We start from the raw sequence: 20976 nt of genomic DNA, 5'->3' as shown, positions 1-20976 counted from the left end.
AAAAACAACTGCAATTTCAACAAGAAATGGTTGGAACTGCAGACATTGTAACAAAGGATTTACGATTGAGTGACCGAATATTTAATCGATTTAAAGAATTAACAACCATTAAATGAAGTTGGAACAAACTCCTTTTTAAAGAATTTTAAAAATTTGAAATTTAATGAATACGCTAGTAAAAGTTTTTCTATTATTTATTACCTATTCCTGTTTAGGACAAAGCAATGAATCTACAATGGAACGTAAAAATAGAGTAGATGATTTAATAGAAACCTACGTTAAAAATTGTGCCGAAAAATACAATTACAACTTTGAAATGTCTGAATGGCAAAGCTGTTTAGATGAAGGTTTGAAGAAAGATTCTACTATCGCCTATTTTTGGCAACAAAAGGCAATGCCTTATTTCAAAGCCAAAAAATATGAAGTGGGTATGCGTTACTTAAATAAAGCCGTTTTATTGGACCCAAAAAGATGGCAGCCCTATAGGGCTTTTATTAAGTGTATTTTCCAAAAGTCTTATAATGAATCAATATTAGATTTTCAAGATTGTATCAAAAAATGGGGAAATCAATATGAAATGGATCACACGTATAAATTTTATATTTCGCTTTGTCATTTACAACTTAATTCTTTTAATGAAGCAGAAGTATTGTTAAAAGAATACATTGATGATATGTTAAAAAAAAATGGAGAGAGTTGGGTTCATCCTACAGCATTATTTTATTATGGTATATCACTTTATGAACAAAAAAAATATGATAATGCAATAATTGCTTTTGACAGAGCCTTAACTATTTATAAGAATTTTTCTGATGCCAAAATATATAAAGCAATATGTATGGCTAAATTAGGGATTAGTACCTCTGAAGTATTGAAACTCTTTAAAGAAGGTAAAGAAGATGCTAAATTAGGGTATAGTATAAATGAAGACAATACCCTATATGAAACTTATCCTTATCAAAAAAAGTGGCATGAAAATTAGTCATTATAAATTCCAATATATTCGCTATTTATTTGGTTCTTCTATATTGTTTTTGCTTTTCATTGGTTGCAAACCTGGCTCATTTCTATCTGAAGTAAAACACACCCCATTTTATTATGATGGTCATATTTATGTAAAAGCTAAAGTAAACAGCGTTGATTGTATATTGGATATGGACACAGGGGCAGAAGTGCTGTACCTAGACAGTACCTTTTTTTATAAGAAAATTGATTCAACTTTATTAGTCGATTATACTATTGGCGGAGTTGGTACCCAAAAAAGAAAAACCAAAATTTACACTGATATTGTTTTATACTCATTGGCTAATCACGCTAAATCTCAGCTTTACACCCCTATCCTAGATTTACAAAACTTAGCTAAACATCGATCTGACGGTATTTTTGGTTATCATTTTATGGAGAATAAAGTGATTTGTATTGATTTTGTTAATCGATTATTACACATTGGCGAAAGTACACATTCATTCCTTTTGGAGGATTTCCAAAAAATACCCTTTGAGTTAAAAGAAAGTAAAATTATCATTGAAGCTGTTATTCAATTTACAAAAGATTTCTCGTATCGCGGTAAATTTGTAGTTGACACTGGGAGTGATAATTCATTAAATTTTACGTCAGCTACTGCCGATTCACTAAGTTTAGACACAATAATTAAAAATAAAATTCAAAGAGTATCAATTGCAATGGGTATTGGAAAATATTCTTCCAATTTTAGTTTTAAAATTCCAAAAGCATTTATTTCTAAATTCACAATTCAAGATTTTATTTCTGAATATTCTACTGATAATGCAGGTGCACTTTCAAAAAGTTTACACTACGATGGTATTATTGGTAATAGTATTTTAAAACGGTTTGATATTATCATTGATTATAAATCTCAAAATTTGTATTTAAAACCCAATAAAAAGTTCCTTTCAAAAGACGATGATAAACAATACATGTATTCCTTAGTTCAAACAAACAACCCCAGAAAAGGGTGGTTAGTCTTTAGTAAAGTTATGTCTGAAGAAACAGATAATTATGGATTACAATTAGGAGACATTATCACTCATTTAAATAGTCAATCTGTAAACGATTTAAAATCAGATAAATTTATTAAACTATTCAAGGATAAGAAAAGAAAACTTTTAACTGTTTACCGAAATGGAACAATTGTTGATATAACTATTGATTCAATTCAATTAGCTTTGAAGTAGTGTTTAAATTTATACCTCTACGTTGTAACATACCTAATATTGATATTTTTAATCAAAATAAAAATCTAAACTTAATTTAACTTTTACAACAAAAAGTCTATTGGGATGTTTATGATTATTAAGATCAATTTTCACATAGAACGAAGATCAATATGTAATGTGTAGTTATTGGACAACTTCATTTAAAAGAAAACTTATGAAATTTATATTACTTGTATTCATTACATTTTCTCTTGCAATTAATGCTCAAAACAATTTAGATCTTAATGTTGGTGAAATAAAACAAAAAAAATACCATGTTACTTTTGATTTTGAAAACATTAGAGGTAAGATAATTATTGAGGTTTGTATTAATGAAAAAACCAAAAAGTTTATTTTAGATACTGGAGCACCTACATCCATTAGTGAAAAATTGCTTACCGATTTAAATGTTAAAACGATTGTTAAAAATATTCAAATTATTGATGCTAACGGTGCTTATGGTGCTTTTGACGTCATTCAAATTCCTGAATTTTCAATACATGGTCTATCATTTATAAATAACTATGCTTTGAAGTTAAATGACACAAGCTTTTTAGAATGCCTTAATGTCGATGGAATTATCGGTAGTAATTCCCTACGAAAATCCGTGGTTGAATTTGATTTTAAAGCTAAGAAAGTTACTATTTCAAGTGATTTCAAAACATTTGGCTATAAAGAAATCAATGAAAATGAATTAATTTTTAAAGACTTTCAAAGCACACCGATACTAAAAGTTAAGATGAAACTAGGGTATTTAAACTTAAATGAAGAAGTAGCTTTTGATACAGGAGATGATTCGTTTTATTCGATTTCAACTCAAAACTTAAACAAGTTATTAACTTTGGTAAATGAAAAGAATATACCAGAAGAATTACAAAACATTAGTCAATCTGATTTATTTGGAATCATTGCAAGTTCGAATGGTAATTTTTCCTTTAGTATTTTTGGTCTTGAAAATGAGAACATTCATTATAAATTCAAAATTCAAGACTTTGCCTTTGGATCAACTATTTTTGATAATATTATTGCAACAACAACTTATGGGAATAACTCAAGAATAGGTTCAGAAATTTTAAATCATGGAATATTAACCTTAGACTACAAAAGAAAGAAATTTTATTTTCAAGAATATGTCAATCAAAAAAAAATTAATGTAAATCACAAGTTTAAGAGTATATTTCCTTCTTTTGAAAAAGATAAATTTATTGTAGGGATAGTTTGGGACGAAAATTTAAAAGATAAGATCAAAATTGGTGATGAAATAGTAAAAGTTAATGACATTAAATTTGAAAAACTATCAAAATGTCAAATCTTTAGAATGACATTTAATTTGTTTAATGTTTTTGAAAAACTAAAAGTTGAATTAAAAGATAAAGATACAGATGAGATAAAAATTGTTGAAATCAATAATTAAATTAATTTACCCGATCGCGCGGATTTGCAATCCGTGCCCACAAAGTAAAAAATCATAAACTACATTTATTTCGGGTTCTTTTATACTTTTGAGAAGTACTAGCGGTGTTCATTTCAGTTATTTTTTGCACGGATTGCACCCGGGGCTTTAGCCGAACAGACGTAGTAAATCTCCGCTAGCGGGTATAGTTTAATGGAAACTGGTTGGAATATGAAGAAGTATTTAGATAAAGTAAAATAAATTTAAAATTCATAATTCTATTAATTATTTAAAAAACTGAAAGTTTATAAATTACAAAAAGCTTTACTTTAGCTAACTATGAAAATACTATTTTTAATAGTAAAATTTTGAATATTATTAAAGTTCACTTAAAAGTGAATAAAAATTTGAAAATTAACTTAAAAGTGAATACTTTTGCACGCATAAAACCCATTGCACGCTATCATAAAGTAGCCTATTATTCTGTGTGTATTAATGAAAATAAAACCTCACTGTTTGAAGATTTTATTAACCATCATAGTGAATATAATAGTAAAAAACTATATCACGTGCTAGAATGGATAAAAATTATAGGAGATAAATATGGTGCACAAAATCACTTATTTAGACCAGAAGCTGCTATCGCAGATGCTTCTGCATTGCCTCCAAAAGGCAAAAACAGAGAGCCAAGTTATACTGAATTGGGAAAAACCAAAGCAAATAACATAAGGTTGTATTGCCTCCGAGCAAATGAAAATGTAGTATTTTTATTTAATGGCGACATAAAAACTACAAAATATGCACAAGACTGTCCAAATGTTAAAGATCACTTTACATTAGCAAACCGGTTAACAAAAGCAATTAATTTAGCTTTTGTAGAAAAAGATATCGTATGGAATGACGATTTCACTTTAATAAACTGTTCATCAGATTTAAAAATATTCCTTTAAAAAATGGAGTTCCCAAAAAACAACATCATAAACGACTGGTTACAAGAAAATAGTAATCCAGAGATCGCTAAGCTCATAGAAAAAAATCTAGCAATCGCTAACAAAATTCACGAGATGCTGGAAGAACGCGGATTAAAAGCAGCTGACTTAGCTCGCATGCTCAAAAAAACACCCTCAGAAATAAGTAAATGGTTAACTGGAACACATACATTTACTACAAAAACCATCACAAAAATTGAAACAATTTTAGGGGAAGATATTATTCATATCGAAGCACAAAAAGAAATTGTTTATTTTAAAATTTATGTAAATCAAGAAGAAGAAATAGAAGAAACTTCATTTGAAAATTCTGAAGTATTTACTACAGAAGGTGGCTTAGAAAAGAAAGTGTCTTAACTATGGAAAACACCCAAATAGTTCCATCAAAAATCCATTTAACCAATATTAAAACCGTTAAAGAAAACACGGTTTTATATAATGGTAAGTTGGATGCTAAGCCTATATACGACATACAGGTATCTCATAGTATGATGCATAATCTTGACAAAGAATTAGTAAAAATTAGACTTTATTTAGATGTAAGTACAGAAATTAATGAGCAAACAATAAATCAAGGAGGTAATTACGAAATTGACTTTTTCTTTAAGATAGAAGATTTAAAAGACCACTACCAAATAAACAATGAAAAACCATTATTTGGAGGAGTATTTGTTTGTACACTATTAGCTATTTCTTACTCTACTTTACGAGGAATGATGTTTAATCTATGGAAAGACACTTACTTAAATTCATTAATACTCCCTATTATCAATGTCCCAGATTTACTAAAAAGTAAAAGATAATATTGAAATGATAAAAATCTAATTTAAAGATCAACGATAAAACCGATTGGTTTAAAACAATCTATCAGCAATCAGCTTGCAAAACCTCGTGATTTTGAGTCAAGATATTTACTATTCGTTCACAGATTAGTTGCTGACTTTATTGTTGTTGAAAATGAAATAAAAATACAGCATTAAATTTAGCAATATTTACATAAAATCAAAGACCCAATGCCGCGGATTTACAATCCGTGCCCACAAAGTAAAAAGCAAAAATCACATCCAATTAGAAGTCGTTTTCTTTATTTTAGAACTACTGTAGAAGCATATTAATTGTTTCAACACTTATGGTAAATCCGCGCTAGCGGGTGTGCTAAAGAATATTCGTCATTAAAATCAAAACTTGATTTCTAGCCCCGACCTGCCTGCCGGCAGGCAGGTAGGAGCGGCATCCCCGTAACGCAGTGGAGGGACCTGTCTGCCGACAGGCAGGTATAGCGGATAGCGGGAAGATACAAGATAAAGAACAAAAACGTCTGCTTCAAAAAATCAAAATCATTTTCTTAACCTATATTAAGTGTCCTAAAGTTAGTCGCGCCCTACCTTTGTATCGTACAAATGATTAATTTTAAACGATATGAAAAATACAGTCATCCATCAATCCAACACCCGTGGTTATGCCAATCACGGTTGGTTAGAAGCCCGTCATACCTTTAGTTTTGCGGGGTATTATGACCCCAATCGCGTGCAATTTGGCGTCCTTCGTGTGCTCAATGATGATATAGTGGCCGGTGGCATGGGCTTTGGCACGCATCCGCACGACAATATGGAAATCATCACGATTCCACTGGAAGGCGACTTGGCGCACAAAGACAGCATGAACAATGCCGAGACTATCAAATTTGGTGACGTGCAGGTAATGAGTGCAGGAACCGGTATTCAGCACAGTGAGTTCAACCCCAATCACGACCGTCGCACGAATTTGTTGCAGATTTGGGTGTTTCCAAAATACCGCAATGTCGAACCCCGTTACCAACAAATTACCCTAAACGTGCCCGATCGTGAGGGGAAATTCCAACAAATTTTATCGCCCAATGCCGACGATGAAGGCGTTTGGATTCACCAAGACGCATGGTTCCATATGGGGAACTTCAAAGCGGGCAGTACCGCCGATTATACCTTTAAAAAAGAAGGCAACGGTGTATATGTTTTTGTGATCAAAGGTGCCTTAACTGTAGACGGCCAGGAATTAGGTCTACGTGACGGCATGGGCATTTGGACCGATGACAACAGCCTAGCTACGGTGGACTTTCAAATGATCGAAGACACCGAATTGTTGTTGATGGAAGTTCCCATGTTTCAATAAATAAGTGGTATGGAACCGATTGTACATCTCGAACAAAACGAAAAAAATGGCTTTTTTAAAGTCACTATCGACGGCACTGAACAAGGGCGCATGACGTTTGTGTATGCGGGTCCGGATAAGATCATTATCGACCATACGAAGGTAAGACCCGGTAACGAGGGCAAAGGATTAGGTAAAAAAATGGTAACGGCTGCGGTTGAAATGGCCCGCGCCAACGGATTGACCATTTTGCCCTTGTGTCCGTTTGCCAAAGCGGTTTTTGACAAAACACCCGAATTTAACGACGTCCGAGTATAATATGAAAAAGCTATTGGAAAACGATATTATCGGAAGCATTGGCCCCCAATTGTACCGGTGCACGATTCAGTGGCGTAACGGGCAACTGGTGATGGACGAACCCGAATCGCTGGGCGGGCAGGATTTGGGACCGGACCCCTACACTACACTTCTTGCGGCTTTGGCGGGCTGTACTTTGTCTACGATACGCATGTACATCAACCGAAAAGGATGGGATATTCCTGAATTTTCGGTAACTTTAAACATGGAACAAGAACAAACGCCCGAATTGACTACGCACATATCGCGAACCCTCTCCTTTCCTGAGGGAGTGGACGCCGAAATCCAAAAACGATTGGTGGTCATCGCCGAAAAATGTCCCGTCTCTAAAATTTTAGAAAACAATATCGTCATGCACACCAAAACTATCTAACTATGGATCCTAAAGACCTCACCAAAGAATACAGCAATGGCGAAGTGACCATTGTATGGAAATCGGGGTTGTGCCAACATGCCGCCGAATGCGTAAAAAATAATCCTGCCGTTTTTAAGCCGAAGGAGAAACCCTGGATCCATCCGGAAAACTCTACGACTGATGCGATTGTGGAAACGATAAAAAAATGTCCTTCGGGAGCGCTAACTTTTTATCATAACGACTAATGAAACCACCCAAAAAATGGAAATTTGCCTTAATGGTTTGGATTGCCATCTATCCCGCCATTACGTTAGCTTCATTCCTTTTAGGCGATTTGATCAAAGACCTGGCTTTACCGGTTCGCACCTTTATCATGACAGGGATTTTGGTGCCGTTGATGGTCTATGTGCTGTTACCCCTTTTACGTAAACTTTTTGGAGCTTGGCTTCACACCTAACTATGAAAAAAATTATTGCTTTTGGCGGTTCGACCAGCCAAACCTCGATCAACAAACAACTCGCTACTTATGCCGCGCATTTGGTTGCCGACGCTTCGGTTGAAGTATTGGATTTAAATGATTACTCGCTTCCGCTATTTTCGGTCGATTTGGAAAAAGAAGGCATCCCCCAAGCGGCACATGATTTTTACACCAAAATTGGTTCGGCCGATTTGCTGGTGGTTTCCCTTGCGGAACATAATGGAGCCTATTCGGCTGCTTTCAAAAACCTGTTGGATTGGACTTCCCGTATCAACCCTAAAAATTTTCAAAACAAACCAATGTTCCTCATGGCCACCTCTCCTGGAGCGCGTGGTGGGGCGAGTGTATTGGAAATGGCAAACAGCCGATTCCCTTATCAAGGGGCTGCAATTGTTGGTACTTTTTCGTTGCCTAACTTTTATGACCACATGATCGATGGCGTTATGCGTCCTGAGTATCATGCCCAATTGGTCGAATGCCTGGCCTCAATGGCTTAAAAAATAAACCCGAAGCTTTCACTCCGGGTTTGCTGTGGTTATTGAAACGCTTTGTTGTCAAAACGGGTAACGTCTATAATGGTTTCGCCATCGACATCATAGGAAATGGAAATGGAGTCCCCCACCGTGGTTATGGGAAGCTCTGCTGAAATTTGCGAGGAGCCTACAAAAATTCGGTTCATTCCTTTTACCGTGAAATAATACACACTGGACCCATTTTTTACGTCGGTTTGAATACGGGTCACCACCGATTCCAATTCCTTTTTCCCTCGGGTATCGCCGCTGGCCAACTTACTTCCCGAAGAGTTGTAGGCGCTCTTGAAAGCGGTTAAGGTTTCCCGCATCGAATTGCCTACGCCAACAATGGTGTAGTCATTGATAGCGACCATGGCATACATTTTGACCAAGCCGCCATCGTCTTTGAGCGTCATGATATAGGTGGGAATCCCATTGATGTTGTACGGGATGGGAAGCGCGGCTTTATAGCCTTTCTCTTGTACTTTACCCTCCGCCGATTGTTGCGCTGCATATTCCGTGGCGCCACTTTGCTTGTAAAACGTGGTTTCTTTGGTGCGGGTGTCCACCAACACAAATCCTACGGCACTTTCGTCGCTACCTACTGAGGTAATTCCCGTGTACCAATACGAACGATTGTTTTTACCATAGACCAAGGTAAGTCCTTCGGTAATTTGTAATTTATCTTTGTTTGAAAAATTCCAATACCCGTTGATATACTCGCCCCAATCTTCCAATTGTGTTTCAACGATTGAAGCGGGTTGCATCCGATCAACCCATTCGGGTGTTGTGGCTAAGGTGTACGATTTTAAATCCCCGGTTTGCGCATCGATCACTACGACTCCAGTGGTATTTTTTCCTGAGAATCCGATCGTTTTTTCGTAGGTAGATACCACCCAATACGGACGTCCGGTTTCATCAATTTCGAAAACAAAATCTTCCAATCCTGTCGTGGCGAATCCATGGAAATAGAGGTGTCTGTGCAAATTGCTTTGGAAGTAAGCCCCCGGTTGGAATTTCAATTGTACGGGTTGCTTGTTTACTTCTTGTACCAACCGCACATCCCGTTCGTTGGTGGCCGATACCATGACATAACCGGGAGTTCCTTGGGTATTATTCATCCATTTAAAAAAGCCCGAGTGCAACAATGGAGCTACCCAGTACAATTCGTTGTGTACTTTTTGAATCGAAAATTGTCCCAATTGCACTTGACTCCCCAAAGCGGGTTGCGAGCCAATGATTTTTTCACCCAATAAATAGGCTAGATTGCGGTCGACTACGCGAATTTGATCCATGCCAATGGGTGCCATTTGTTGTGAAATCGAATTGCCTTTTTTGACCGTTCCGATTAATTTTTGATAGCGATCGGTATGTAAAAATGTGGCTGTAGTCACCAAAGGTATCAAAGTAAGATAGAAGAATAGCACCAAAAACACCCATTTCCAAGCTTTGTGGGGAAGTTGCCCGACGGTAAATTTTTTAAACTCTTTGTCGGTACTTATTTTCATCGAAAAAAGATAGACCAAGCCCAATACTAAAAAAACAATAAGCGCTATAGGGTAAAAACCGTAATTCAAAACGGGTAAGGTTAAGTAAACGATACCACCGAATAAAAGGAGTCCGAGGATAATTTTTTTCATACTATTTTTTTGACTATTGGACGCTGAAAAGAGAAAAAAAGTTACAATTTGCCCATGAATTCTAAAATATAGATGCTTCTCACTATTTTTGCAGTAAAACCTAGTGTATGAAAGCATATGTATTCCCGGGTCAAGGGGCTCAATTTACCGGTATGGGTAAAGACTTATATGAAAATTCTGCCGTAGCGCGGGAGTTGTTTGAAAAAGCCAATGAAATTTTGGATTTTCGTATTACCGACATCATGTTTGAAGGAACGGCTGAACAATTGAAAGAAACCAAAGTAACCCAGCCTGCGGTATTTTTGCATTCGGTGATTTTGGCAAAAACCTTAGCCGATTTTCAACCCGAAATGGTAGCGGGGCATTCCTTAGGGGAATTCTCAGCTTTGGTTGCTAGTGGCGCTTTGTCGTTTGAAGACGGGTTAAAATTAGTTTCACAACGTGCCTTGGCGATGCAAAAAGCCTGTGAAATTACCCCTTCCACCATGGCGGCCGTGTTGAATTTGGACGATACAATTGTAGAAGACATTTGTGCTTCCATCGACGGTGTTGTGGTGGCTGCCAATTACAACTGTCCCGGACAATTGGTGATTTCGGGCGAATTTAAAGCGGTGGAGGAAGCCTGTGAAAAAATGAAAGAAGCCGGTGCCAAACGCGCCTTATTGTTGCCAGTAGGCGGTGCTTTCCACTCCCCCATGATGGAACCCGCGCGCGAAGAATTGGCTGCGGCAATAGAAGCCACGCATTTCAACGACCCGATTTGTCCCGTGTACCAAAATGTAACAGCAAGCGCGGTAAAAGATGCCGCCACCATTAAAAAGAATTTAATCATTCAATTGACAGCCCCCGTAAAATGGACCCAATCAGTAGAGCAAATGATTGCCGATGGCGCCACTTCATTTACGGAAGTAGGTCCTGGGAAAGTATTGGTAGGGTTGGTCAATAAAATTAATAAAGAAGTAACCACAATTTCGGCCTAATGATGAAAAAGATTGTATTTAGTATTGCATCCCTACTGCTATTCGTTGGGTGTAAAGAAACGACTCAAGAGAAACTGGATGCCGCCAAGGATGCGGTATCGCAAGAAGTAAAAGAAAAAGTGGATTCGGTGACTACCAAAACTGAAAAAGCATTGGATTCAACTACGAAAAAAATTAAATCTAAAGTAGATACGCTTTTGGTAAAAGGCGCTACGAAAGTTGAAGAAAAAGCCAAAGCAATTAAAGAAAGTGCAAAAGAGTAAACGCTTCAAACTTACTAAACTTTTCTTTTCAACTTTTCAAACCTAGAAACCCCTTAAACAGGGGTTTTTTTATGCCGAGAGTGTTAAAAAAATACTTTTTTTTCGATTCTTCATGAACCTCGTATTTTTTTGGCACTCGATTTGTAATAGGGGATTTAGTTCTTTTTATTTATTAATTCTTAATCCCTTAAAAAAATGAAAAAAGTAATGTTGAGCTTCGCTGTAATCGGAGCATTGATGGTGGTTTCTTGCGAGAAAAAAGCCGATGAAAAAGTAGTGTCTGAAACTGAAAAGATTGCAGATACTTTGGAAAAAGAGGCTGATACCGCAGCTACTAAAATCGAGGCTACCATTGAAGAAACCGGAGATGCTGTGAAAGCCGCCGGTGAAGAAGCCAAAGAGACTGCGAAAGAGGGTGCTGATAAAGCAACCACTGCCGCAAAAGAAGCTGTAAAGAAATAATTTACAGGCCCATTAGTTGTAAAAAAAAGAGGGCTTAGGCCCTCTTTTTGATTTTATGGATTATGATCTAATCTTTTGCTCCCATTTCCAAGCGCTGGCTAATGCCTCTTCTAGCGTAGATTGCGCTTTCCATCCTAATACCGTATTGGCTTTGTCGGTATTGGCATACGCTTCCGTAATATCGCCTTCTCGACGCCCTACAATTTGATAGTTTAAGGGTTTTCCGCTCACTTTCTCAAAAGTTTTGATGACCTCCAAAACGGAGCTTCCTGTACCCGTTCCTAAGTTGAAGGTTTCCACTTTTTCGGTGTTTTTTTGGTGCAGTAAGCGTTGTAAGGCAACCACATGGGCTTTTGCCAAATCAACCACATGGATATAATCCCGAATGGCTGTCCCGTCGGGGGTAGGATAATCATCCCCAAAGACGGAAAGTTTTTCACGAAGTCCGATGGCCGTTTGCGTTATAAACGGGACTAGATTTTGAGGCACCCCCAAGGGTAATTCTCCGATCTCGGCTGAAGGATGCGACCCGATAGGGTTAAAATAACGCAACAAAATCGCATTGATATGGGTGACTTTGGTTGTGTCGGTGATGATTTCTTCTCCGATTTGTTTGGTGTTTCCATAGGGTGAAATGGCCGGTTGCACCGAAGCATCTTCCGTGATTGGCATTTGTTTCGCCTGACCATACACGGTACATGACGAACTGAAAATAAAATTAGCTTGGGGAAGTTGGGCCAACGATTGTAACACATACACCAAGGCATTAATATTATTTTCATAATACAACAACGGATTTTCAACACTTTCCCCCACTGCTTTGCTGGCCGCAAAATGGATCACTCCCGATACATCTTTATGCCGTTGGAAAAAATCGTGCACCGCTGCTTTCTCGCGCAAATCAATCTGCTCAAATTGGGGTTTTTTACCCGTAATTCGTTCAATGCCCTCTAAAACATCGAGTGAAGAATTGGACAAATTATCCAAGGCTATAACCTCAAATCCTTCGTTTTGTAATTCAACAACGGTGTGCGAACCAATAAATCCTAATCCCCCTGTGACAACAATTTTCATGTACTTTCTTTTTATATAAAATCCAAAATGGTATCGGTAATGAAGCGAATCTGCTCATCCTCCAGTTCCGTATGCATGGGTAGTGCGATAACTTCATCCACTAACTGATTGGTCACCGGAAAATCTTCCTCACGGTAACGCGCATCCAAATACGCCTTTTGACGGTGTAACGGGATGGGGTAATAGATGGCACAAGGAATTCCTTTTTCTTGTAAATGGGCCATCAAAGCATCGCGTTTGCCATTTAGAATGCGAATTACATATTGATGAAACACATGGCAATCGCATTGCTCACAAATCGTAGGCACCCATATATTCGGGTTGCTTCCCAAGGCGGCGCTATACTTACGAGCCGCTTCTTGACGCGCACGGTTGTAGTGGTCCAAATGGGGAAGTTTTGCTTTTAACACAGCGGCTTGAATACTATCCAGTCGCGAGTTGACACCTACCACATCATGGTGATACCGCACGTACATCCCGTGATTGACGATCCCTCTTAGGGTATGCGCCAAGGCATCATCGTTCGTAAAAATCGCCCCACCATCGCCATAACATCCTAAATTTTTGGATGGAAAAAATGAGGTAGCTCCAACATGACCGATGGTGCCTACTTTTCGTTTAACACCATCGGCACTCGTGTAATCAGCTCCAATCGCTTGCGCATTGTCTTCAATGACAAATAAATTATGCTCTTTGGCAATGGCCATAATCGCATCCATATTGGCAGCACGACCAAACAAGTGTACCGGAACTATCGCTTTGGTTTTGGGCGTAATCGCTTTTCGAATGCCCTCTAAAGAAATATTCATATTGTTGAAATCCACATCGACCAAAACAGGCGTCAATTGCAATAATGCAATGACCTCTACGGTAGCAGCGAAAGTGAAATCAGCCGTAACAACCTCATCTCCAGGCTGCAAACCCAATCCCATCATGGCAATTTGCAACGCATCGGTTCCGTTGGCACAGGGAATTACGTGCTTTACCCCCAAATAGGCCTCTAAATCGGCTTGAAATTGATGTACCAAGGGTCCGTTAATATAGGCCGTGGTTTCTAAAACCTCTTGGATGGAAGCATTGACTTCCTCCTTAATTTTATCGTATTGACTTTTTAAGTCAACCATTTGTAACTTTTTCATAGGTCGTCTAAAAACGAAACAAAAGTACACAAAATCTCATTGCCCCCTACGACCCTGATTTTCTTTTTCGATTTAAATTTTCGTAAAAATACGACTACTTTTTACATCGTATTTGCCGTGAAAAACGCTTCCTGTCTTCCACAATTTATTTGTATTTTAGCCCAGAAAAATTCCCATAATGCAGTTTGCTTACTCCTTACTCATCCGCTTTGTGGCGCTAATTCTCCCGCTTTTGGCCCGTTTCAGTGCCAAATTACAGCACTTTGTTGAGGGCCGGAAAACGGTTTGGGACACCTTGGAAAAAGAACTACACGGTCGCGATAACACGCTTTGGTTTCATGCCGCCTCTTTGGGCGAATATGAGCAAGGGCTTCCTGTGATGGAAGCGTTGAAAACGAAATACCCTGATTTCACTTTTGTGCTTACCTTTTTTTCGCCTTCAGGATATGAAGTACGGAAAAACAATAGTATCGCCGACATCACGGTATACCTCCCTTTGGACACTCCCGAAAATGCCCGTCGTTTTTTACAAACGGTTCGACCTCAAATGGCCTTTTTTATCAAATATGAATTTTGGCCCAATTACTTAAAACAACTGCGGACACGTGCGATTCCTACGTTCTTAATTTCGGGTATTTTTCGACCTGATCAAGTTTTCTTTAAAGTATATGGTGGATTTTACCGTAAAGCTTTACACACATTTACCCACTTTTTTGTTCAAAATGACCTCTCCAAAACCCTGCTACAATCCATTGGAATAAAAGCGGTTTCGGTTTCAGGCGACACGCGTTTTGATCGCGTCAATGCCGTTTTGCAACGCGAGAATACGCTTGATTTTATGGACCTATTTACTCAGGACGCCACTACTATTGTCATTGGTAGTTCCTGGCCCAAAGATGAAGAACTGCTGGCGCATTATATCAATGAAGCACCTGAAACCCTTAAGTTTGTCCTCGCACCACACAACATTAAAACCGAACAACTGAATGCCTTTGAAGCGCAATTGAAGCGTCCATCGGTACGGTATTCGCAACGCGATTCTTTGTCCCTGCAGGATTATTCCATTTTGATTGTGGATACGGTGGGACTCCTCACAAAAATTTACGCCTATGCCGATATTGCCTATGTGGGTGGAGGATTTGGTCAACCGGGCGTTCATAATGTATTGGAACCCGCTACTTTTGGTATTCCAATTGTGGTAGGACCGCATTACGATCATTTTGCTGAAGCCACAGCGCTGGTTCATTTGGGAGGATGCGTAAGTATTTCGAATGAATCGGAATTAAAAACAATACTCGACACTTGGGTTGCGAATTCCATAGAACGAGAAGAAAAAGGAAACCTTTGCGCTACCTTTGTCCAAAAAAACACAGGAGCTACCGAACATATTGTTTCCTATATTACTACTAATTACAAACCTACTTTGACGCATGAAAAAATGTAAATTTCTATTTTTTGTACTTTTTTTAAGTTTTCAAGTCCTTGCTCAACAGGGCGGAATGTGGTTGCCTCATTTACTCAAAGGCGACCGGGAAACGGAAATGAAAAATTTGGGGCTCAAGTTGACCGCCGAACAAATTTACTCCCTCAATCAATCGAGTTTAAAAGATGCCGTTCCGCAATTTGATGGCGGATGTACCGCTGAAGTGATTTCCAATCAAGGACTCATTTTAACCAACCATCACTGTGGTTTTGATGCGATTCAAAATCATTCGTCGGTGGAGCACGATTATCTTCGTGATGGATTTTGGGCCTACAGCTTAAAAGAGGAATTACCCAACCCCGACATGGTGGTGACGTTTGTGGTGCGAATCGAGGATGTGACATTAAATGCACTCGCCGGTACGGAAAACATTACCAATGAAACGGAAAAACAGAAAAAAATTCAACAAAATCTAGCCGAATTAACCAAGAACTTACCCAAAGAAAGTTGGCAAGAAAACTTGATTAAACCCTTCTATGATGGTAATCAGTACATTCGTTTTGTAACCGAAACGTTTAAAGACATTCGCTTAGTAGGAGCCCCACCCAGTGCCATTGGAAAATTTGGTTCGGATACCGACAACTGGGTTTGGCCACGGCATACAGGCGATTTTTCTTTGTTCCGCATTTATGCCGACAAAAACAATCGTCCGGCGGCTTATGCGGCAGAGAACATTCCGTACACCCCCAAACATTTTTTCCCTATTTCCTTAAAAGGGATTCGTGAAAATGATTTTACCATGGTGATGGGCTACCCCGGACGCACGCAGGAATACTTACCTTCGTTTGCCGTAGAACAAATTATGAACACTTTAAATCCAGCCAAAATCGATGTGCGAGATGCTGCTTTGAAAATTCAGAACAACTTTATGCGCAAAGATCAAGCGATTAAAATTCAATATGCCTCCAAAAATTCGAGTATTGCCAACTATTGGAAGAAATGGATTGGAGAAACCAAAGGTTTGAAAAAATCGAATGCCCTTGCCGCCAAAGAGGCCTTTGAAAAAGAATTGAGTGAAAAAATCATCAAAGCTGGAAAACAGGAGGAATATGGAAATTTGTTGAGTGATTTTAAAACCTACTACGCTGAAATCCGTGATTATGCCTTGGCCCGCGATTTATTTACCGAAGTGGTGTTGCGCAATACCGAGTTACTTCAAACGGGATATAAATTGGTGCAATTGGAACAACTGTATCAAAACAAAGGCGAGCAAGCGTTTACCGAACGTAAAAATGTGTTGTACAAAGGAATCGATGCCTTTTACAAAGATTATCATGCCCCACTCGATAAAGCTGTTTTCGAACAATTAATCGCGTTGTATGCCCAACGGGTACCAAAGGCGTTTCTACCTACTGCTTTAGAAAACATGAACGTAGAAAGCTTGACCCATGAAATCTATACTCATTCAGCACTAACGACTCTGGAAGGATTTCGAAAACTTTTGGAGGGCGACACCGCTACTATTTTGGCCAATATGCGTCAAGATAAGGGGTACCAATTGGTCAAATCGATTACGGATACTTATTTAAAATTAGTGGCTCCCAAATGGGAAGAGTGGAATGCAAAAATTGCCGCGACACAACGTAAATACATGAAGGCTATTGTTGAATTGAGTCCGAAATCAGCACGCATATTCCCTGATGCCAACAGCACCTTACGCGTGACTTTTGGAAAGATTAAAGGCTACAAACCGAGTGATGGCGTTTACTACGAACCCTTTACCACGCTGGATGGAGTGATAGAAAAATACATCCCTGGCGATTATGAATTTGACGTCCCCGAAAAATTAATTTCGTTGTACAATACTAAGGATTTTGGACCCTATGCGAATAAACAAGGGAAAATGCCTGTAGCGTTTATTGCTACCAACCATACTACAGGCGGGAATTCGGGGAGTCCGGCGCTCGATGCAGAAGGGAATTTAATTGGGTGTAATTTTGATCGCGTTTGGGAAGGAACGATGAGTGATATTTATTATTCACCTGATATTTGTCGTAACATTATGGTGGATGCACGGTACATCTTATTTATTATTGACAAGTTTGCCAACGCACAAAACATCATTAAAGAGCTGAAAATCATCACTCCGCAAACAAAAAATAAAAAATCGAAAAAATAAACTTTGGCACGATGTTTGATAATCAAATGGCGGAATCCAAAGTGCGAATTTTTTAAAAAAAAGGAGACAATTGTTTTTCTGATTAAAAAAATTTATATCTTTGCTCCGAATTAATAATTAACCTTTTATAATTAAGTAAGATGAAAAAAGTATTTTTAAGCTTGGCTGTTATTGCTGCTTTGACTGTAGTATCTTGTAAACAATCAGAAAACACTGACGCTGCTGCTGCTGACACAACTGCTGTTGATACAACTGCTGCTGACACTACTGCTGCTGCTGATACAACTGCTGCTGACACAACTGCTGCTGACACAACTGCTAAAGCTGAAACAGCTGCTCCAGCTGAGAAAAAATAATTAGAACCTCGTTCTAGTTAAGAAAAAAGTCCCGAGTTCGGGACTTTTTTGCTTTGTATAAGTTTTCAGATCAGGAGACTTCCCTACCGTAAAGACATAAAAAAAGCTCCCTACATTGTAAGGAGCTTTTGTACTCAAGGCGGGACTTGAACCCGCACGGACATTACTGCCCACTGGATTTTAAGTCCAGCGTGTCTACCAATTCCACCACTCGAGCCTTGGTATTTTGAGCGAAAAACGGGGTTCGAACCCGCGACCTCAACCTTGGCAAGGTTGCGCTCTACCAACTGAGCTATTTTCGCCTATAAACATTAGAACCAACCGCTTTAACTGCGATTGCGGATGCAAATGTAACACATTAAATGTATTTTGCAAGGGAATTTTTGAAAAAAATTAGACCTACGCAGTAAAACCTTGATAACCAAACTGTCGTTACTGTCCAAGCATGCGTTTAATTTCATTGAGTTTCATTAATGCCTCGACGGGAGTTAAGGTATTGATGTCCAACCGCTGAATTTCCTCGCGTATTTCTTCCAATAATGGATCGTCCAAATTGAAAAAACTGAGTTGTAAGTCGGCCTCCGACTTCCTATCGAGCAATGCCTCTGACGCATGTTTCTTTTCTAATTTCTTCAACATTTTTTGGGCTTTATGCACTACCGTTTGTGGCATTCCAGCCATTTTGGCCACATGGATACCAAAACTATGGGCGCTTCCCCCTTCCACCAATTTACGCATGAATAAAACCGTATCTTTAAGTTCTTTGACCGAAACATTGTAATTCTTGATCCGTTCAAAAGACACTCCCATTTCATTCAATTCATGATAATGCGTGGCAAATAGCGTCTTGGGGCGTGAAGGATGTTCGTGTAAATACTCGGCAATCGCCCAAGCAATCGAAATTCCATCGTAGGTACTTGTCCCGCGACCAATTTCATCCAAAAGCACCAAACTCCGCTCCGAAATATTATTCAAAATAGAAGCCGTTTCATTCATTTCGACCATAAAGGTAGATTCACCCATCGAGATATTGTCACTGGCGCCCACACGGGTGAAAATCTTGTCGACTACCCCCATGCGTAAGCGTTCTGCAGGCACAAAACTTCCCATTTGCGCCAACAATACCAACAGTGCTGTTTGCCGAAGTATGGCCGATTTTCCCGACATGTTTGGACCCGTAATCATCATTAACTGCTGATTGTTTCGATCGAGATAAACATCATTGGCTACATAAGGCACTCCGGCAGGCAATTGCTTTTCAATTACGGGATGTCGTCCATTGACTATTTCCAATTCATACGAGTCGTCCAATTCGGGACAAACATAATGGTGTTCCACAGCCATTTGCGCAAACGACAACAAACAATCCAATTGAGCTATCAACTGCGCATTCGTTTGGACGGGCTTAATATAACTCCCTACCCAACTCACCAATGCTTCAAACAAGCGCGATTCAATTTGTTGGATTTTTTCTTCTGCCCCCAATATCTTGGTCTCGTATTCTTTCAACTCCTCAGTAATGTACCGTTCGGCATTGACCAACGTTTGCTTGCGAATCCAATCTTGGGGAACTTTGTCTTTGTGGGTGTTTCGAACTTCAATATAATAACCGAAAACATTATTGAATGCAATTTTTAAAGAGCTAATCCCGGTTCGTTCTGATTCGCGCTTTTCAATCCCCTCCAAATATTCCTTACCCGAATACGCTATTGTGCGTAAGGCATCCAACTCTTCATGAACTCCTGTGCGAATGGCGTTCCCCTTGGCGATAGAAACGGGAGGTTCGGATTGTAAGGTGGTGGCAATTTTTTCGCGCAACACATCGCAAGCATGCAAACTATCGCCCAAAACACGAACGGCTTCTTGCGAACTAGCGAGCGCCCAATCTTTAATGGGAATAATCGCATCCAACGATTCTTTCAAGGCTACCAACTCTTTTGGGCCAATTCGCCCTGTTGCAACTTTGGAAATCAAGCGTTCTAAATCGGAAATTAAGCGAATTTGTCGTTGCATTTGTTGCATCACATCGGGATGACTTTGCAAATAGGCAACCACATGGTGTCGTTCTCTAATTTTAGTGATTTCTTTAAGCGGCAAAGCCAACCAACGTTTTAACAAACGCGACCCCATGGGAGAAATCGTTTTGTCAATAACATCCAAGAGCGTGACTGCGTTGGGATTGTAACTGTGGTATAGTTCTAAATTCCGAATGGTAAAGCGATCCATCCACACATAGGCGCTCTCGGCTATGCGCTGGATTTGCGTAATGTGTTGTAATTTATGGTGCTGTGTTTCAGATAAATAATACAATATGGCTCCGGAAGCCACTACACCTTCAGTGACCTCATCAATGCCAAAACCTTTTAACGAATTGGTTTGAAAATGGGTCGTTAATTTTTCAAACGCATAATCGGCTTTGTAAATCCAATCCTCAAGAAAAAAAGTCGTATGGTGGTCTCCAAAGGTTTCTGAAAATTCTTTTTTCTGGTATTTGGGCACCAAAATCTCTGCCGGGGCAAAGTTTTGCAACAGTTTATCCAGATATTCTTCATTGCCTTGGGCTGTGAGAAACTCCCCCGTAGACACATCTAAAAAAGCAATCCCGTGAATTTTTTTTCCAAAATGAATCGCTGCTAAAAAGTTATTGGATTTCGCTTGCAACACTTCATCATTTAAAGCAACTCCGGGAGTAACCAACTCTGTAACCCCGCGCTTCACGATGGTTTTGGTCATTTTTGGATCTTCCAATTGGTCGCAAATCGCCACCCGTAGTCCGGCCTTTACCAATTTGGGCAAATACGTATTAAGCGAATGATGTGGAAATCCAGCCAATGCCGTTTCGGAAGCCGAGCCATTGCCACGCTTGGTTAAGATAATGCCCAATATTTTGGATGCACGTAGGGCATCCTCTCCAAAAGTTTCATAAAAATCGCCTACACGAAACAACAAACAGGCGTCCGGATACTTGGACTTGATTTCGTTGTATTGTTTCATCAAAGGGGTTTCTTTGAAACTTTTCTCTTTTGTAGCCAC

Annotated in this window: 22 protein-coding genes and 2 tRNA genes; 18 read left to right on the top strand and 6 right to left on the bottom strand. The window is 38.9% G+C overall.

Annotated elements, in window-relative coordinates:
- Positions 1-163: 163 nt before the first annotated feature.
- From O9316_RS01000 to O9316_RS00945, 12 genes are all read left to right on the top strand, one after another.
- On the top strand, positions 164-982 hold the full coding sequence (locus O9316_RS01000) for a M48 family metallopeptidase (protein WP_298346883.1): 819 nt from the start codon (positions 164-166) through the stop codon (positions 980-982).
- Positions 972-2195: a hypothetical protein gene (locus tag O9316_RS00995; protein WP_298346881.1), complete on the top strand. Its 1224-nt coding sequence runs from the start codon at positions 972-974 to the stop codon at positions 2193-2195. Before O9316_RS01000 ends, O9316_RS00995 begins: the two co-directional genes overlap by 11 nt.
- 196 nt (positions 2196-2391) lie before the next feature.
- Entirely contained in the window at positions 2392-3630 is a 1239-nt protein-coding gene (locus O9316_RS00990; protein WP_298346878.1) for a retropepsin-like aspartic protease, read from the top strand.
- Between the two features lie 347 nt (positions 3631-3977).
- Positions 3978-4559 (top strand): hypothetical protein, encoded by a 582-nt coding sequence (locus tag O9316_RS00985; protein WP_298203785.1) that lies wholly within the window; start codon positions 3978-3980, stop codon positions 4557-4559.
- 3 nt (positions 4560-4562) lie between these two features.
- Positions 4563-4955 carry a helix-turn-helix domain-containing protein gene (locus O9316_RS00980; RefSeq protein WP_298203786.1) on the top strand — a complete coding sequence of 131 codons (393 nt, stop codon included), beginning with the start codon at positions 4563-4565 and terminating at the stop codon, positions 4953-4955.
- Between the two features lie 2 nt (positions 4956-4957).
- Positions 4958-5401, top strand: a complete 444-nt coding sequence (locus O9316_RS00975; RefSeq protein WP_298203787.1) for a hypothetical protein — start codon at positions 4958-4960, stop codon at positions 5399-5401.
- Between the two features lie 616 nt (positions 5402-6017).
- Positions 6018-6746, top strand: coding sequence for a pirin family protein (locus O9316_RS00970; protein ID WP_298203788.1), 729 nt, complete (start codon positions 6018-6020; stop codon positions 6744-6746).
- A gap of 9 nt (positions 6747-6755) precedes the next feature.
- The gene (locus O9316_RS00965) at positions 6756-7043 is read left to right on the top strand and encodes a GNAT family N-acetyltransferase (protein ID WP_298203789.1); all 288 of its coding nucleotides are present in this window, start codon (positions 6756-6758) and stop codon (positions 7041-7043) included.
- A 1-nt stretch (position 7044) separates the two neighbouring features.
- Positions 7045-7455, top strand: coding sequence for an OsmC family protein (locus O9316_RS00960; protein ID WP_298203790.1), 411 nt, complete (start codon positions 7045-7047; stop codon positions 7453-7455).
- A 2-nt stretch (positions 7456-7457) separates the two neighbouring features.
- The gene (locus tag O9316_RS00955; protein WP_298203791.1) at positions 7458-7682 is read left to right on the top strand and encodes a (4Fe-4S)-binding protein; all 225 of its coding nucleotides are present in this window, start codon (positions 7458-7460) and stop codon (positions 7680-7682) included.
- Entirely contained in the window at positions 7682-7894 is a 213-nt protein-coding gene (locus tag O9316_RS00950; RefSeq protein WP_298203792.1) for a hypothetical protein, read from the top strand. Before O9316_RS00955 ends, O9316_RS00950 begins: the two co-directional genes overlap by 1 nt.
- 2 nt (positions 7895-7896) lie before the next feature.
- A complete protein-coding gene (locus O9316_RS00945) occupies positions 7897-8412 on the top strand; it encodes an NAD(P)H-dependent oxidoreductase (RefSeq protein WP_287784445.1) in 516 nt (171 codons plus the stop codon).
- 38 nt (positions 8413-8450) lie between these two features.
- Here O9316_RS00945 and O9316_RS00940 read toward each other — a convergent pair whose 3' ends face one another.
- On the bottom strand, positions 8451-10067 hold the full coding sequence (locus O9316_RS00940) for a hypothetical protein (RefSeq protein WP_298203793.1): 1617 nt from the start codon (positions 10065-10067) through the stop codon (positions 8451-8453).
- Positions 10068-10174: 107 nt separating this feature from the next.
- On the opposite strand from O9316_RS00940, the gene fabD reads away from it, so the two are divergent.
- The 3 genes from fabD (at position 10175) to O9316_RS00925 (ending at position 11772) form a co-directional block, all read left to right on the top strand.
- Positions 10175-11047: an ACP S-malonyltransferase gene (fabD, locus tag O9316_RS00935; RefSeq protein WP_298203794.1), complete on the top strand. Its 873-nt coding sequence runs from the start codon at positions 10175-10177 to the stop codon at positions 11045-11047.
- Complete coding sequence (locus tag O9316_RS00930; RefSeq protein ID WP_287784451.1) at positions 11047-11310, top strand: hypothetical protein; 264 nt, start codon at positions 11047-11049, stop codon at positions 11308-11310. The genes fabD and O9316_RS00930 overlap by 1 nt, the downstream gene beginning before the upstream one ends.
- Before the next feature lie 195 nt (positions 11311-11505).
- Complete coding sequence (locus O9316_RS00925) at positions 11506-11772, top strand: hypothetical protein (RefSeq protein ID WP_287784453.1); 267 nt, start codon at positions 11506-11508, stop codon at positions 11770-11772.
- Between the two features lie 60 nt (positions 11773-11832).
- Here O9316_RS00925 and galE read toward each other — a convergent pair whose 3' ends face one another.
- Positions 11833-12846 carry a UDP-glucose 4-epimerase GalE gene (gene galE, locus O9316_RS00920; RefSeq protein WP_287784454.1) on the bottom strand — a complete coding sequence of 338 codons (1014 nt, stop codon included), beginning with the start codon at positions 12844-12846 and terminating at the stop codon, positions 11833-11835.
- Between the two features lie 11 nt (positions 12847-12857).
- The gene (locus O9316_RS00915; protein WP_287784456.1) at positions 12858-13985 is read right to left on the bottom strand and encodes a DegT/DnrJ/EryC1/StrS aminotransferase family protein; all 1128 of its coding nucleotides are present in this window, start codon (positions 13983-13985) and stop codon (positions 12858-12860) included.
- Positions 13986-14163: 178 nt separating this feature from the next.
- Between O9316_RS00915 and O9316_RS00910 the strand changes: the two genes are divergently transcribed.
- The 3 genes from O9316_RS00910 (at position 14164) to O9316_RS00900 (ending at position 17943) form a co-directional block, all read left to right on the top strand.
- A complete protein-coding gene (locus O9316_RS00910; protein ID WP_298203796.1) occupies positions 14164-15429 on the top strand; it encodes a glycosyltransferase N-terminal domain-containing protein in 1266 nt (421 codons plus the stop codon).
- Entirely contained in the window at positions 15416-17587 is a 2172-nt protein-coding gene (locus O9316_RS00905) for a S46 family peptidase (RefSeq protein ID WP_298203797.1), read from the top strand. Before O9316_RS00910 ends, O9316_RS00905 begins: the two co-directional genes overlap by 14 nt.
- A 140-nt stretch (positions 17588-17727) precedes the next feature.
- Positions 17728-17943, top strand: coding sequence for a hypothetical protein (locus O9316_RS00900; RefSeq protein WP_073363385.1), 216 nt, complete (start codon positions 17728-17730; stop codon positions 17941-17943).
- 131 nt (positions 17944-18074) lie between these two features.
- Here the strand turns inward: O9316_RS00900 and O9316_RS00895 are convergent.
- From O9316_RS00895 to mutS, 3 genes are all read right to left on the bottom strand, one after another.
- A tRNA-Leu gene (locus O9316_RS00895) sits at positions 18075-18160 on the bottom strand.
- 12 nt (positions 18161-18172) lie between these two features.
- Positions 18173-18245: transfer RNA gene (locus tag O9316_RS00890), tRNA-Gly, on the bottom strand.
- A gap of 130 nt (positions 18246-18375) precedes the next feature.
- Positions 18376-20976: a DNA mismatch repair protein MutS gene (gene mutS / locus O9316_RS00885; protein ID WP_298203798.1), complete on the bottom strand. Its 2601-nt coding sequence runs from the start codon at positions 20974-20976 to the stop codon at positions 18376-18378.

The organism is Flavobacterium sp., from assembly GCF_027533505.1.
Classification (GTDB): domain Bacteria; phylum Bacteroidota; class Bacteroidia; order Flavobacteriales; family Flavobacteriaceae; genus Flavobacterium.
Note: the sequence above shows the minus strand (reverse complement) of the source record. Positions and strands in the feature narration are given on the sequence as shown.

What these genes read in the sequence shown, in the direction of transcription:
- O9316_RS01000 (WP_298346883.1), top strand. Translation starts at nt 164, where the DNA reads ATGAATACGCTAGTAAAAGTTTTTCTATTATTTATTACCTATTCCTGT.
- O9316_RS00995 (WP_298346881.1), top strand. Translation starts at nt 972, where the DNA reads ATGAAAATTAGTCATTATAAATTCCAATATATTCGCTATTTATTTGGT.
- O9316_RS00990 (WP_298346878.1), top strand. Translation starts at nt 2,392, where the DNA reads ATGAAATTTATATTACTTGTATTCATTACATTTTCTCTTGCAATTAAT.
- O9316_RS00980 (WP_298203786.1), top strand. Translation starts at nt 4,563, where the DNA reads ATGGAGTTCCCAAAAAACAACATCATAAACGACTGGTTACAAGAAAAT.
- O9316_RS00975 (WP_298203787.1), top strand. Translation starts at nt 4,958, where the DNA reads ATGGAAAACACCCAAATAGTTCCATCAAAAATCCATTTAACCAATATT.
- O9316_RS00970 (WP_298203788.1), top strand. Translation starts at nt 6,018, where the DNA reads ATGAAAAATACAGTCATCCATCAATCCAACACCCGTGGTTATGCCAAT.
- O9316_RS00965 (WP_298203789.1), top strand. Translation starts at nt 6,756, where the DNA reads ATGGAACCGATTGTACATCTCGAACAAAACGAAAAAAATGGCTTTTTT.
- O9316_RS00960 (WP_298203790.1), top strand. Translation starts at nt 7,045, where the DNA reads ATGAAAAAGCTATTGGAAAACGATATTATCGGAAGCATTGGCCCCCAA.
- O9316_RS00955 (WP_298203791.1), top strand. Translation starts at nt 7,458, where the DNA reads ATGGATCCTAAAGACCTCACCAAAGAATACAGCAATGGCGAAGTGACC.
- O9316_RS00950 (WP_298203792.1), top strand. Translation starts at nt 7,682, where the DNA reads ATGAAACCACCCAAAAAATGGAAATTTGCCTTAATGGTTTGGATTGCC.
- O9316_RS00945 (WP_287784445.1), top strand. Translation starts at nt 7,897, where the DNA reads ATGAAAAAAATTATTGCTTTTGGCGGTTCGACCAGCCAAACCTCGATC.
- O9316_RS00940 (WP_298203793.1), bottom strand. Translation starts at nt 10,067, where the DNA reads ATGAAAAAAATTATCCTCGGACTCCTTTTATTCGGTGGTATCGTTTAC.
- fabD (WP_298203794.1), top strand. Translation starts at nt 10,175, where the DNA reads ATGAAAGCATATGTATTCCCGGGTCAAGGGGCTCAATTTACCGGTATG.
- O9316_RS00930 (WP_287784451.1), top strand. Translation starts at nt 11,047, where the DNA reads ATGATGAAAAAGATTGTATTTAGTATTGCATCCCTACTGCTATTCGTT.
- O9316_RS00925 (WP_287784453.1), top strand. Translation starts at nt 11,506, where the DNA reads ATGAAAAAAGTAATGTTGAGCTTCGCTGTAATCGGAGCATTGATGGTG.
- galE (WP_287784454.1), bottom strand. Translation starts at nt 12,846, where the DNA reads ATGAAAATTGTTGTCACAGGGGGATTAGGATTTATTGGTTCGCACACC.
- O9316_RS00915 (WP_287784456.1), bottom strand. Translation starts at nt 13,985, where the DNA reads ATGAAAAAGTTACAAATGGTTGACTTAAAAAGTCAATACGATAAAATT.
- O9316_RS00910 (WP_298203796.1), top strand. Translation starts at nt 14,164, where the DNA reads ATGCAGTTTGCTTACTCCTTACTCATCCGCTTTGTGGCGCTAATTCTC.
- O9316_RS00905 (WP_298203797.1), top strand. Translation starts at nt 15,416, where the DNA reads ATGAAAAAATGTAAATTTCTATTTTTTGTACTTTTTTTAAGTTTTCAA.
- O9316_RS00900 (WP_073363385.1), top strand. Translation starts at nt 17,728, where the DNA reads ATGAAAAAAGTATTTTTAAGCTTGGCTGTTATTGCTGCTTTGACTGTA.